Origin of the sequence: Delftia sp. GW456-R20 (genome assembly GCF_001622915.1) — a bacterium.
GTDB lineage: Bacteria > Pseudomonadota > Gammaproteobacteria > Burkholderiales > Burkholderiaceae_C > Comamonas > Comamonas acidovorans.
In genome coordinates this window covers 3429303-3442381 of record NZ_LWCN01000004.1, presented here as the reverse complement: position 1 = coordinate 3442381, position 13079 = coordinate 3429303, and the positions used below count along the sequence as shown (strand labels likewise).

12 protein-coding genes are annotated in these 13079 nt (G+C 70.2%); 2 read left to right on the top strand and 10 right to left on the bottom strand.

The window, feature by feature from the left end; genetic code table 11:
• Position 1: 1 nt before the first annotated feature.
• From A4F85_RS20705 to A4F85_RS20685, 5 genes are all read right to left on the bottom strand, one after another.
• On the bottom strand, positions 2-973 hold the full coding sequence (locus A4F85_RS20705) for a FecR domain-containing protein (protein WP_063327614.1): 972 nt from the start codon (positions 971-973) through the stop codon (positions 2-4).
• The gene (locus A4F85_RS20700; protein WP_063327613.1) at positions 970-1491 is read right to left on the bottom strand and encodes a sigma-70 family RNA polymerase sigma factor; all 522 of its coding nucleotides are present in this window, start codon (positions 1489-1491) and stop codon (positions 970-972) included. The genes A4F85_RS20705 and A4F85_RS20700 overlap by 4 nt, the downstream gene beginning before the upstream one ends.
• Before the next feature lie 87 nt (positions 1492-1578).
• Positions 1579-2130: a GNAT family N-acetyltransferase gene (locus A4F85_RS20695; protein WP_034389533.1), complete on the bottom strand. Its 552-nt coding sequence runs from the start codon at positions 2128-2130 to the stop codon at positions 1579-1581.
• A 414-nt stretch (positions 2131-2544) separates the two neighbouring features.
• Positions 2545-4929 (bottom strand): cytochrome P450/oxidoreductase, encoded by a 2385-nt coding sequence (locus A4F85_RS20690; RefSeq protein WP_063327612.1) that lies wholly within the window; start codon positions 4927-4929, stop codon positions 2545-2547.
• 31 nt (positions 4930-4960) lie between these two features.
• Entirely contained in the window at positions 4961-5941 is a 981-nt protein-coding gene (locus A4F85_RS20685; protein ID WP_063327611.1) for a Bug family tripartite tricarboxylate transporter substrate binding protein, read from the bottom strand.
• 160 nt (positions 5942-6101) lie between these two features.
• Between A4F85_RS20685 and A4F85_RS20680 the strand changes: the two genes are divergently transcribed.
• Positions 6102-6926 carry an IclR family transcriptional regulator gene (locus A4F85_RS20680; protein WP_063327610.1) on the top strand — a complete coding sequence of 275 codons (825 nt, stop codon included), beginning with the start codon at positions 6102-6104 and terminating at the stop codon, positions 6924-6926.
• A gap of 63 nt (positions 6927-6989) precedes the next feature.
• Here the strand turns inward: A4F85_RS20680 and A4F85_RS20675 are convergent, their stop codons facing one another.
• Complete coding sequence (locus tag A4F85_RS20675) at positions 6990-7814, bottom strand: hypothetical protein (protein WP_013804734.1); 825 nt, start codon at positions 7812-7814, stop codon at positions 6990-6992.
• Positions 7815-8008: 194 nt separating this feature from the next.
• On the opposite strand from A4F85_RS20675, the gene A4F85_RS20670 reads away from it, so the two are divergent.
• Positions 8009-8791, top strand: a complete 783-nt coding sequence (locus A4F85_RS20670) for an IclR family transcriptional regulator (protein WP_063327609.1) — start codon at positions 8009-8011, stop codon at positions 8789-8791.
• A 1-nt stretch (position 8792) separates the two neighbouring features.
• Here A4F85_RS20670 and A4F85_RS20665 read toward each other — a convergent pair whose 3' ends face one another.
• From A4F85_RS20665 to A4F85_RS20650, 4 genes are read right to left on the bottom strand one after another with little or no spacing between them, the layout of a single operon-like run.
• Positions 8793-9917, bottom strand: coding sequence for a CaiB/BaiF CoA transferase family protein (locus tag A4F85_RS20665; protein ID WP_063327608.1), 1125 nt, complete (start codon positions 9915-9917; stop codon positions 8793-8795).
• A 21-nt stretch (positions 9918-9938) separates the two neighbouring features.
• Complete coding sequence (locus tag A4F85_RS20660; protein ID WP_063327607.1) at positions 9939-10901, bottom strand: Bug family tripartite tricarboxylate transporter substrate binding protein; 963 nt, start codon at positions 10899-10901, stop codon at positions 9939-9941.
• A 40-nt stretch (positions 10902-10941) separates the two neighbouring features.
• Positions 10942-11721, bottom strand: a complete 780-nt coding sequence (locus tag A4F85_RS20655) for an SDR family NAD(P)-dependent oxidoreductase (protein WP_046988290.1) — start codon at positions 11719-11721, stop codon at positions 10942-10944.
• Positions 11722-11743: 22 nt separating this feature from the next.
• Positions 11744-12931: a thiolase family protein gene (locus A4F85_RS20650; RefSeq protein WP_063327606.1), complete on the bottom strand. Its 1188-nt coding sequence runs from the start codon at positions 12929-12931 to the stop codon at positions 11744-11746.
• Positions 12932-13079 lie beyond the last annotated feature (148 nt).

Below are 13079 nucleotides of genomic sequence, written 5' to 3'. Positions count from 1 at the left end.
CTCAGGCCGCATCGATCAGCGTCAGCCAGCCGCCGCGATAGCGCGTCACGCGGATGGGCAGGCTGCTGGCCAGCGCCTGCAGCGCACGGTCGGTATCGTCCAGCGGGAAGGTGCCCAGCACGCGAAGCCGGGAGGCGGCAGGGGCGACGCGCAACAGGCCGGTCCGGTAAGGCCGCAGGGCGTCGACCACCGAGTCCAGCGGCCAATCGTCCACGGCCAGCATGCCGCTTTGCCAGGCCGCTGCCGCCTCGGCGCGCGCCAGGGCCTCGGAAATGGTGGACCCGTCCATCCAGGCGCTGGCGCCGGCCCGCAGCGGGGACTGTGCGCCCAGCCGCGTGTGCAGGTCCACGTCCTGCGCGAGCGCGGCCACCTGCGTGCGCTCTTCCTGCAGGCGCACCATGAAGCGCGCGCCTTGCGCTGCCGGCACCTGGGCCTGGCCATGCCGGGTCTGCACGGTGAAGGGGCTGCCGGCCGGCACCTGCGCGATCAGCGCGCCCTGGCGCAGATGCACGCGGCGGCGGTCGGCGCCCAGGTCGATATCGATGGCGCTGCGCGCGTCCAGCAGCAGCCGGCTGCCGTCGGCCAACTCCAGGCTGCGCCGCTCGGCCGTGGCGGTATGGGCATCGGCCAGCAGGCCGGGCAGCGGCGTGAATCGGTGGGCCACCAGGCCTCCCAGGGCCGCGCCCGCAAAGGCCAGTGCGCCGCCCGCAATGCGCCTGCGGCGGCGGTCGGGCTGCAGCAGTGCGCTCAGCGCTGCATCGGCTGACGCATGGCTGGAGGTGTGGGGCGCCAGCGGTTGGAGCACGCGCTCCAGCGAGCCGCTCACCTGGGACCACGCGGCTTCGTGGGCCGGGTCGGCCTGTCGCCAACGGTCCAGGGCCTTGCGCTGGTGCTCGGTCATGGCTCCCGAGCGCGACTCCACCAGCCAGGCGATGGCCTGCTGGCGCAGGGCGGCGGCCGAGGTGGCACTCATTGCGGCAGCGCCGTTGCGCAGTCCAGTGCGCAGCAGGCGGCTATGGCGCGGCCCATGTGGCGCCGCACGGTGATCTCGGCAATGTCCAGGCGCAGCGCGATCTCCCGGTAGGGCATGTCGTGCAATTGGTTGAGCAGCAGCACGCGGCGCGTGGTGGGTGGCAGCGACTGCAGCACGCGGTCCACGGCCTGCAGCGCCTGCACGATGGCATAGCGTTCCTCTTCCGAGGGCATGTGCATGGCGGGCTGGGCCGCCAGCGCCTCCAGGTAGGCCTGCTCCAGGTCGCGCCTGCGCCAGAAGGAGAACAGCGTGCGCTTGGCCATGGTGGTCAGGTAGGCGCGCGGGTTGTCCAGCGGTGGAAGGTGGCGGGTGGTGAGCAGTTGCACGAAGGTGTCGTGCGTCAGGTCCTGCGCCTGTGCGGTGTCGCCCAGCTTGCGGCGCAGCCAGCCTTGCAGCCAGCCATGGTGGTCTGCGTAGAGCACGGCGACGGGAGGTGGCGGCAGGGAATGGGCGGGCATGCGGCAGGACAGGTGATGGGATGGGAATGCGTCTCAATTATCACGCCATGCCCTCACTCCCCGTGATTCACCTCGCCCGCGAGGCCCTCAGCGGCCCGTGCCCAGCTCCAGCGTCAGGCGCAGCATGTCGCGGTGCTGCACGCCGCGCTCCCACAGCTGGGTGGTGTAGTGCCTGAGGAAGAAATCCCGGTCTATGCCCGTCACGCGAAAACCCGCGCGCTGGTAGAAGACCAGCTGGTCGCCGAAGCTGCCCGTGCCGACCTCGATGCGCGGCGCTCGCTGGGAGCGCGCCCATTCGATGGCACGCCGCAGCAGGGCGCTGCCCAGGCCCCGGTGGTGCAGCGATTCCGCAACCGCGATGTTCATCAGCTCCCAGGCGGGTGGGCCTGAGGCCTCATCGCCGCTGGCGCGCAGCGGCACCAGCACGCACATGCCCAATACCTCGCCGCGCCCGCCGGGACGCGGCGGCTGGCCTTCGCGCTGGAAGGACTCGCGCGCGGCAAAACAGGTGGAGCCCGCCAGATAGCCGCGCACCTTCTCCCGCGACGGATCCGCCGACAGCAGCAGCGGCCACGGCGCCTCGGCCGGGTTCAGCGGCTCTATGTGCCAGGGTGCGAGGGAAACGGAAGGCGCGGTCATAAGCCTGAATCATCCCATGCCTGACATTGGGACGCAGTTGGGCGCCTCTGCGGAATCTTGACGTGCGCTTACAACTGTGCCTTTGCATGGGCGGATCTAGTGGTTTATACTTAGACCTAGGGTAAACGCTTAGAGGGTTTTCCCGGCATTCGCGGCACTTGAGATGCATGCCGCCAGTGATTGTTGAGCGTCTCAGTAAGGAAGTTCACCATGCGCCAAGCAATCTATTCCCTGATCGATTTCATCCAGCAAGCCCGCAACGCCGAGCTCGAAATCGCCAACCAGTAATCCGGTTGGAGGCAGGTGCGCCCCGAAGCGCGCCCACCGATGCGATCGCCCCATTGCCGATGATGGCCTTGGGGCTTTTGTGTTTCTGGGCGCCGGGCTTGCGGGCACAGGGCAGCGGAGTCCTGACTACAGGCCCAGCACCAGCCTGCCGCTCCTGGCGCGCGAGCAGCAGCTCATCATCTTGGTGCAGGCCGCACGCTCGCCGCGCGTGAGCACCATGTCGCGGTGGTCCACCTCGCCGTCGAGCACGGGCACTTCGCAGGACCCGCACAGCCCTTCCCGGCAGTCGCTTTGCACTTCGATCTTCGCGCTGCGCAGGGCGTCCAGCAGCGTCTGGTCGTTGCGCACCTGCAGCACAAGGCCCGAGGCGCGCAGTTCCACCTCGAAGCCCTGCTCCCTGGCAGGGTCCAGCGCCCCCACGGTGGAGACGAAATGCTCCACGCGCAGGCTGTCCTCGGGCCAGTGGCGGCTGGCGGCCTCCAGGCCGTCCAGCAGGCGCGCCGGTCCGCAGGCATGGATGCGGGCTCCGGCGCGCGGCGTGGCCAGCAGGGCGGCGTAGTCGGCGCGCCGGCCTTCCTCCGCCACGTACAGATGCAGCCTGGCGCCATGCTCGGCCAGCAGCGGCGCCAGCAGCGCCATGCCCGCGCGGCGCCGGCCGCTGTAGTGGATTTCATAGGACAGGCCCAGCGCCCTGGCGCGCCGTGCCATGGCCGAGATGGGCGTGATGCCGATGCCGCCGGCCACCAGGATCAGGTGGCTGGCGCCTTCGTCCAGCGGGAAATGGTTGCGCGGGCCCCGCACCTGTACGGTGGCGCCGCGGTGCAGATGCTCATGCACCCAGGCCGAGCCGCCACGGCCGTTGGCCTCGCGCAGCACGGCAATCTCGTAGCTGCCGGTGTCCTGCGGGTCGCCGCACAGCGAGTACTGGCGTGACAGGCCCGTGTCCCCGCATTGCAGGTCGATGTGCGAGCCCGGCGTCCAGCGCGGCAGGGCGTGTCCATCGGCGGCCTTCAGGCGCAGGCGCAGCACGCCTTCGGCGGCGGCCTCGGCCTCGGCCACGACCATGGGCCGGCTGGCGCCGCCCTGCAGGGCTTCGCCGATGCGCACGGGCTGGCGCGCCTGCAGCAGGGCGGGACGGGCGCGCTCGGGGTTGAGGGCCGGGTCCCACTCCACCCACAGGTGCTCGGGACCCCGGAACGAGGTGTTGGGCACGTAGGTGAACCGCTGCTCGGCCAGCCGCATGTGGGGAAGGCGGCGCGTGAACTCCTCCAGGAAGATCTGCATCTCCATGCGCGCCAGGTTCTTGCCCATGCACTGGTGCGAGCCATAGCCGAAAGTCAGGTGGTCGCCGGCGTTGTCGCGGTGGATGTCGAAGAAGTCGGCATCGGCGAAATGCCGCTCGTCGTGGTTGGCCGACGAGGTCACGATGAGCAGCTTCGAGCCCGCCGGCACGGCCACGCCGCCGATCACCCCGTCGCGCGTGGCCAGGCGCCGCCAGGCGGCCACCGAGCCGTTGTGGCGCAGGCATTCCTCCACGGCATTGGGGATCAGCGCGGGGTTCTCGCAGATCTGCTTCCAGGCGCCGGGATGCTGCAGCAGCAGCTTGACGGCGTTGGCCGTGGCATTGGCCGTGGTCTCGTGCGCGGCCACGATGCCGGCCATCATCATGGAGTGCAGGTAGGAGTCGGTGACGACCTCGGGAAGCTCCTTTTGCTTGCGTATGCCATATTGCATCCAGCCCGGCGCATCGGGGTTCTCGCGCATCTTGGCCAGCACCTTGCCGGCCAGCTGCCAGAAGTTGCCCACCGCATGGGCCACGGCCACCTGCTGCTCGGGCCGGGGCCGGCCCCAGGTGTTGACGGTGTGGGCGATGGAGTACTCGCGCAGCCTGTCCATGTCCTCCTCGGGCACGCCGAGGAAGTGCAGGGCCACGGTCAGCGGCACCTCCCACAGCATCTGGTCCACAAGGTCGGCGCGGCCGTCGTCGATGAAGCGGTCCACATAGGCGCGTGCCAGCTCGCGCACCATGGGCTCGTGGTGGCGCAGCTCCTCGGGCGTGAACGGGTCCATCAGCGCGCGGCGGCGCGGCATGTGGGCGGGCTCGTCCTCGTTGACCAGGGTGCGGTTCAGCGCGAAGCCGTAGGAGGCCAGCACGGCATTGGCCTCCTCGCCCGTGGGCGTGATCTTCTCCAGCGCGATCGAGGGACTGAAGGCGATGTTGTCGCGGAACACCGCCTTGATGTCGTCGAAGCGCGTGACCACCCAGTAGCCCAGTTGCGGGCTGTAGAACACCGGCTCCTGCTCGCGCGCCCAGCGCACATATTCGGGCGGGTCCTGCTGGTAGCCGTCGCTGAACGGGTCGAAGGCCGCGGCACCCGCGCTGACGGGGCAGCCCGTGGGGCCGGTCTGGCCGCTGGGCTGGCGGTGGTCGAAGGGGCAGCGCGCGGAGGTGGGCGCAGAGCCGGACGCAAAGGCGGACGGGGCGGTGTCGGGGGCGGCGGAGGCAGTCATGGCAGGTTCGCAGGCAGGCAGGCGCGGAGGGTCAATCCAAAGTGATGTTCTGGTCGCGGATCAGCTGGTGCCAGCGCGTGCTTTCGCTGGCCAGCAGCGCGGCGAACTGCTCGGGCGTGTTGCCCACGGGCTCCACGCCGAAATCCACGAGCTTCTGGCGCACGGCGGGCTCGTTGATCGCGGCCACGACCTGCCTGTGCAGGGCCGCGATGACCGCGGCCGGGGTCTTGGCGGGCGCCACCAGTCCCACCAGGGCGGCGGCCTGTACCTTGGGCAGGCCCAGCTCGGCGAAGGTGGGCACGTCGGGCAACTGGGGCAGGCGCGTGGCGTTGGCCACGGCCAGCGGGCGGACCTTGCCGCCCTTGATGAAGCCTGCGCCCGCGGCCAGGTCCACCATCATCACGGGCACCTGGCCGCCCGCCACGTCGCCCAGGGCCGGTGCCGCGCCCTTGTAGGGGGCGTGCACCAGCTTCAGGCCGGCCTCCACCCTGAGCAGTTCCATGGCCAGGTGGTGCGGGCTGCCGGCACCGGCCGAGGCGTAGTTCACGCCGTCCTTGCTGGTGCGCGCCTGGGCCAGGAAGTCTTTGGCCGTGGCCGCTGCCATGCCGGGGCCGGCCACCAGGATCATCGGGAAGCGGCCCATCAGCGTGACCGGCGCGAGGTCCCTGGCGGGGTTGTAGCTGAGGCTCTTGTAGAGCACGGGATTGAAGACCAGGGTGCCGTTGTCGGCCGACAGCACGGTGTAGCCATCGGCGGCGGCGCGCGCGGTTTCCGAGGCGCCTATGGCCGTGTTGCCGCCCGGGCGGTTGTCCACCACGATGGGCTGGTGCACCTGGCCGCCCCAGGCCTGGCCTATGGTGCGGGCCAGGAAGTCCGAGCCGCCGCCGGCCGCGTAGGGAACGATCCAGCGCACGTTCCTGCTGGGGAATCCGTCCTGGGCCAGCGCGCCGGGCAGGGCGGTGGCCGATAGCAGGCCTGCGGCCAGTGTGGTGAGGAAAAGGCGCTTGTGCATGGGGCTTGTCTCCGGTGAGGCCTAGGTGGAATCCATGGAATCTTGTTTTGCGTAATTTTTCTACGCATTGCGTAAAAACACCGCCCGGGATTACCCGCAAGCTGCGGCACAATGCCCCGCCAGCCCTTAAAACAGGCCTTTCCAGACCCGCCCTGCCGCCATGACTTCCACTGCTGCCTCCGAGATTGACGAGCCCGCGCCGCCGCGCGAAAGGCGCCAGCGCGTGCAGGCCGCCGAGACCTGCCTGGCCGTGCTCAAGGCCCTGGCCACGCTGGGCGGACGCGCCAGCCTCACGGCCATCGCGGGCGCGGTGGAGGAAAGCCCGGCCAAGGTCCACCGCTACCTGGCCAGCCTGATGGCCGAGGGGCTGGTGGAGCAGGACCGTGGCGGCACGCAGTACGCGCTGGCGGCCGAGGCCATGCGCGTGGGCCTGGCCGCCATGCGGCAGTCCGACCCCATCCGCCTGGCCGAGCCGGCCCTATTGCACCTGCGCGAGGCCTTGCAGGTCACCAGCTTCGTGGCTGTGATGGGCAACCTGGGGCCGACCATCGTGCGCTTCGAGGAGCCGGGCCTGCCGGTCACCGTCAATGTGCGCGTGGGCTCGGTGATGTCGCTGCTGTGGTCGGCCACGGGGCGCGCCTTCTTCGCCTTCATGGACGACGATGCCCGCGTGGATGCGCTGCTGGCCCGGGAGCTGGCCGAGGCGCCGGCCGCGCGGCGCGCGCTGCTCGATGGCGCGGACCCGCTGGGCGTGCTGCGCCGCGAGATCCGCGCTGCGGGCTGCGCCTCGGTGCGCGACGTCAACCTGCCGGGCATCAGCGCCGTGGCGGCGCCGCTGCACGACTACACGGGCCATGTGGTGGGCGTGCTGTGCGCGCTGGGCGCCAGCGGCGGCTTCGACCCGGAGCCGCAGGGCGCAGTGGCCCGGGCCCTGCGCGCCGAAGCGGCGCGCGTCAGCGCCTCGCTGGGCCACCTGCACGGCTGAAGCCCGGCTGAGGCCCGGCTGAAGCCCGGCTGAGGCCCGGCTGAGGCCTGCAACCCGCTGCCGCTACGGCGTCACCAGCGTGTAGGCCATGCGCACGCGCTGCATGTCGCGGCCCAGGCGGCGGCTTTCGGGCAGGCGGCGCACCCAGGCCAGCTGTTTCACGGTGCGGGCCATCAGGGCGCGGGTCTCGGGCTCCATGGACTGCACGAAATCCTGCCAGGCCGTGCGCGCGGCCGGCATGGCGCCGGCCTGCTCCAGTATCCAGGCCGTGGAGTGGGCGTAGCACAGGGCATCGCGCACGCGGCACAGCGCCAGGGGCAGGTGGGCGGCGGGGTCGTCCTCGAAGTCGATGAAGCCGATCACGCCATCGGCACAGCAGACCATGTTGCGCGCAAAGGCCTGGCTCAGGCAGTCGCCGCTGCCATGCACCTGCTGCAGCGTCTGCAGGCCCTGCAACCATAGCGCCAGCGTGCTGCCGTCGCCCCGGGGCAGGGCGGCTTCCATGGCATTGCCCAGCGAGGGCGCCTCCACGCCGGGGCTGCCCAGGTGGCGCATGGCAAAGCCGTCCTCGCACTCGGCCAGCACGGCAGGCACGCGCAGGCCGCGTTGCGCGAGCTGGCGCAGGCGGCGTACCTCGGTGCGGATGGCTTCGTGGCCGCCGGGATTGGGCACGGGCCGCAGCACGGGCAGGCGCAGGCACAAGGCGAGCAGGGCCAGCGCGCGATAGCGCCATGCCGGGTTGCTGGCGCCCGCGCGCTTGACCCAGATGGTTTCGTCTTCCCGGTCATAGCGCTGGATGCTCAGGGGCTGGCTCAGCACATGGGCGCGCAAAAAGGCGTCGTAGTCTGGCGGCTCGGGAGGCGGGACGGCGGAGGACGGTTCGGACACGGCAGGCTCTGGAAAGTGAGTGGCTGGCGCGCAACGCCAGCCGGATGCGGCAATTGTGCCGTGCCAGGACTTGCCGCTTGCGCCGGCCGGCGGTGGCGCCAGGGTTTGCACTGCGGCAAGGCCGGTGGATTTGCCGCCCGGCAGCCGGAAAATTGAGACAATCGTTTCATCTTTAGCAGTGCCGAAAACCATTCATGAACACAGAAGACAGTGGCAAGCTGGTGGCCGCCCTGGTGCGCGGCATCTCCGTGCTCCAGTGCTTTTCCAACAAGCACCAGGAACTCAGCGCCCGTGAACTGATGGACATGACGGGCCTGCCCAAGCCCACGCTGTTCCGCCTGATCGACACCCTGTGCGAACTGAACCTGATGCGCTACTCGGACCGCCTGTCCAAGTACGTGCCGGGCGTGGGGCTGCTGAACCTGTCCTCGCCCGTGCTGGCGCGCATGCACATGCGCCAGTTCGCGCGGCCGCACATGCAGGAGCTGGCCAATCACCTGGAGGGCCAGATCCAGCTGGCCGTGGGCCATGGCCGCCAGCTGTGCCTGGTGGAGCTGGCCAACGGCCTGACCAACAAGGTCTTCCTGCCCGAGATCGGGGTGCACATCTCGCTGTCGCGCACCGCCACGGGCCGCGCCTACCTGCTGAGCCTGCCCGAGGCCGAGCGCGAGGCCTTCATCGCGGAACTGCAGGCCGACGATCCCGCACGCGCCCAGCAACTGCGCGAGCGGCTCGACGATGCGCGGCGCGACCTGGCCGAGCATGGCTTTTGCCGCAGCCACGGCGACCTGCACCGCGAGATCCAGTCCATTGCCGTGCCCATGTCCACGGCCAAGGACGGCGAATACTGGGTGTTCTCGGTCTCCCTGCCCATCTACAGCCCGCAGAGCCGCGCGCTGGAAAGCGATGCCGGGCCGCGCCTGATCACGCTGGTGCGCCTGGTCGAAGGCATGCTGGGCGCCTCCAGCCTCTCGTGAATCAGCGGGCGCTGCGCCAGACTTCCTGCGCGCGCCCTGCGCTCACCTTATCCCGCACGCTGGCGGTGTCGGAGCCTGCGGCATTCGCAGGGCCCGGCGCATAGGCCTGGCCGTCAAAGCGCGGCGCGGGGCTGGCCTGCAGGGCGCCGCCTTCGGGCTGCAGATAGACGCCGCGCGCCTGCAGGTGCGGGTGGCTGGCGGCTTCCACAGGGCTGAGCACGGCGCCGAAGCAGGCATCGCTGCCCTCCAGCAATTGCTGCCAGTGCGCGCGGGGCCGGGAGGCGAACAGCGTCTGCAGCTGCGCGCGCCGCGCGGGCCAGGCGGCGCGGTCCCACTGGGGGCCCTGGAACGCTGCGGCATCGGCCAGGCCCAGCCTGTCCAGCAGCAGGGCGTGGAACTGCGGCTCGATGGCGCCCACGGTGATGAAGCCGCCATCGGCACAGGCATAGGTTTCGTAGAACGGCGCACTGTCGTGGATGCTGTGGCCGCGCTCGTCGGCCACCAGCCCGCGCTGGCGCGCATGCAGCATGAGGTTGAGCATGTGCGCCGCACCATCGACGATGGCCGCGTCCACCACGGTGCCGCACCCCGTGGCGCGTGCCTGCACGATGCCGGCCAGCAGCCCCGTCATCAGGTACATGGCGCCGCCGCCGATGTCGCCCAGCGTGGCAAACGGCGAGACCGGCCGCGCGCCGGCCGGCGCGCATCCCCACAGTGCGCCCGAGACGGCCGCATAGTTGTTGTCGTGGCCGGCAGCCTGGGCCAGCGGGCCGTCCTGGCCCCAGCCCGTCATTCGGCCATAGACCAGGCGCGGGTTGAGGGCCTGGCAGGCCTCGGGTCCCAGGCCCAGGCGCTCCATGGCGCCGGGCCGCATGCCTTCGATCAGCGCATCGGCATCGCGCACCAGGGCCAGCACCAGGTCACGCCCTTCGGGCGACTTGAGATCGGCGAACACCGAGCGCTTGCCGCGCGACAGCGCGGAGGCGGCTGAGGTGGCTGCGGGTTCCGCCTCGGGCCGCACGATGGACACCACATCGGCCCCCAGGTCCGCCAGATGCATGGCGCAGAACGGCCCCGGGCCGATGCCGCCAATCTCCAGCACGCGCACGCTGTCCAGCACCTTCATGGTGTCTCCGTCGAAATCAGTTCAGTCGAGTTGCAGCTGGCGGCTGGTGATCAGCGCGCCCCAGCTCTTGCGGTCGTTGTCCACCAGCTGGGTGAACTGCGCCTGCGGCATGCCGCCCGGGCGGCCGCCGAGCTCGCGGTAGCGGCGCGCCACCTCGGGGTCCCGGAGCACGGCGACAAGGCCGTCGGTGAGCTTGCGCACCACGGCGGGCGGCGTCTGCGCGGGCAGGAAGAAACCCATCCAGCCGACCTTGTCGAAGTTCTGCAGGCCCAGCTCGGTGGTGGTGGGCACGTTGGGCAGCTCGGGCTCGCGCTGCGCGCCCGTCACGGCGATGGGATGCAGCTTGCCCGCCTTGATATGCACCAGCGAGGCCGTGAGGTTGTCGAACATGAACTGCGTCTCTCCCGACACGATGGCCGCCGTCGCCGGTGCCGAGCCGCGGTAGGGCACATGCACCACGTCCACGCCCGTGCGCTCGCGCAGCAGTTCGCCCATGAGGTGCGTGGTCTGGCCCACGCCGGCCGAGGAGAACGACAGCTTGCCCGGCGCCTGCCGCGCGGCCTTGAGCAGATCGTCCAGCGAGCGCACCGGCGATGCCTGCGGCACAACCAGTACGTTGGAGAACGAGATCATGTCCGTCAGCGCCACGAAGTCCTCGGGCCTGTAGGGCAGCTTCTTGTAGGCCGTATAGTTGATGGCGTTGGAGCCCGTATTGCCCACCAGCACCGTATAGCCGTCCGGCTGCGCGCGTGCCACCTGGCTGGCACCGATGGAGCCGCCCGCGCCGGGCTTGTTGTCCACGATGACGGGCTGCCCCAGCCGCTCGCCCAGCTTGAGTGCCAGCAGCCGCGCGGGAATGTCGGTGGAGCCTCCGGCCGCGCCCGGCACGACCAGGGTGATGGGCCGCGTGGGCCAGGCATCGGCTGCAATGGCTGCCGTGGCGCACAGCCAGGCGGCAGCCGCCAGCGTGAGGCGTTTGAACATGGTGTTTCTTCTCCGCGCGTGTGCTGGGCCAGGGCGCTTCTCAGCGAGGACTCATGCGGATGGCGCCGTCCAGGCGAATCGTCTCGCCATTGAGCATGGGATTTTCAAGAATGTGCAGCGCGGTCAGCGCGTACTCGGACGGGTGGCCCAGGCGTGCGGGGTTGGGCACGGAGGCGGCCAGCGACTGGCGGATGTTGTCGGGCAGCTTGGCCAGGATGGGCGTGTCGAACAGGCCCGGCGCAATGGTGCACACGCGGATCATGCGCGTGGCCAGGTCGCGCGCGGCGACGATGGTCATGCCGATGATGCCGGCCTTGGCCGACGCATAGGGAATCTGGCCGATCTGCCCCTCGTAGCCCGCCACCGAGGCCGTGAGCACGCAGGCGCCGCGCTCGCCTTGCACGGGCTCGTTGCGCGCCATGCTGGCGGCGGCCAGGCGCAGCGTGTTGAAGGTGCCGATCAGGTTCACGCGGACGATGCCCGTGTACTTGTCCAGCGAGCCGGGGCTGCCGTCCTTCTCCACCAGCCGCAGCGGCCCGCCCACGCCCGCGCAGTGCACCAGGGCGCGGAACTCGCCGAAGTCCTCGGCGGCCGCAATGGCGGCGGCCATCTGGTCGGCGTCGGCCACGTCGGCCTTCACGAAGCGCAGGCGGCTGCCGTGGCGCTGGCGGGCGGCGTCCACCATGGCCGCGCCGCGGTCCTCGTTCAGGTCCACCACCACCACGTTCAGGCCGCGTTCCAGCAGCGCCTGGGCCGATGCCTCGCCCAGGCCCGATACGCCGCCCGTCACCAGGGCCGTCATGTTCTCTTGCAGTTGCATGGATGTGTCTCCGGTGCCTGGCTCACAGGCGTTCGATGATGGTGGCGTTGGCCATGCCGCCGGCCTCGCACATGGATTGCAGGCCATAGCGCGCGCCGCTGTCCTCCAGCGCGTGCAGCATGGTGGTCATCAGGCGGATGCCCGAGGCCCCCAGCGGATGGCCCAGGGCGATGGCGCCGCCGCGCGGGTTCAGCCGCTCGGGGTCGGCGCCCAGTTCTTTCAGCTCTTTCAGCCAGGCCAGCGGCACGGAGGCAAAGGCCTCGTTGATCTCGCAGTGGTCCATCTGCTCCAGCCGCATGCCGGCCTTGGCCAGCACGCGCCGCGTGGCGGGAATGGGGGCCGTGAGCATGTACAGCGGATCGTCGCCCACCACGTCCAGCGCCACGAAGCGCGCACGCGGGCGCAGGCCCAGTTGCTGGGCGCGCTTTTCGCTCATCAGCAGCATGGCGCTGGCGCCGTCGGTCATCTGCGAGGCATTGCCCGCCGTGGTGTGCCAGCGGATCTGCGGAAAGCGCGCCGACAGCTCGTCGTTCTGGAACACGGCCTTGAGCGCGCCCAGCTTCTGCGCCGTGGTGCCCGGGCGGATGGTCTCGTCGGCCGTGACGAGGCCGGCAGGCGTGGTGATGCCCACGATCTCGCGCTCGAAGTGCCCGGCCGACTGGGCCGCATGGGCGCGCTGGTGCGATCGCGTGGCATAGGCATCCAGTTCCTCGCGGCCCAGGCCCCAGCGCGCGGCCACGAGGTCGGCCGACACGCCCTGGCCCACCAGCCCCGGCGCAAAGCGCGCATCGAAGCGCGCGCCCGTGGTGTTCTGCCCCATGCGCGAGCTGCCCATGGGCACGCGGCTCATGGACTCCACGCCGCAGGCGATCACCATGTCCTGCGTGCCCGACATGATGGCCTGCACGGCAAAGTGCACGGCCTGCTGGCTGGAGCCGCACTTGCGGTCGATGGTGGTGGACGGCACATGGGCCGGCAGGCCTGCGGCCAGCCAGGCCAGGCGGCCCGGCGTGCCGGCCTGCTCGCCGGCCTGGCTCACGCAGCCGGTGATCACATCGTCCACCGCGCCGGGGTCGATGCGGTTGCGCTGCACGAGCTGCTCCAGCACCTGGCTGAGCAGATCGACGGGGTGGAGTTGGGCCAGGGCGCCATCGGGCTTGGCCCGGGCCATGGGACTGCGGATGGCATCGACGATGACGGGAGTGTTCATGCTGATTTAATGAGACTGGAGGTTCACGAAATGAATGATAAGTCTCGAAATTTGCATTGAACAAAGCGTTTTCCCGGATGAAAAACCGAGCGTAAACAAAAATACTTGCTGAAAACCCGATGAATTCGAGACGGCGGATTCAAAAAAG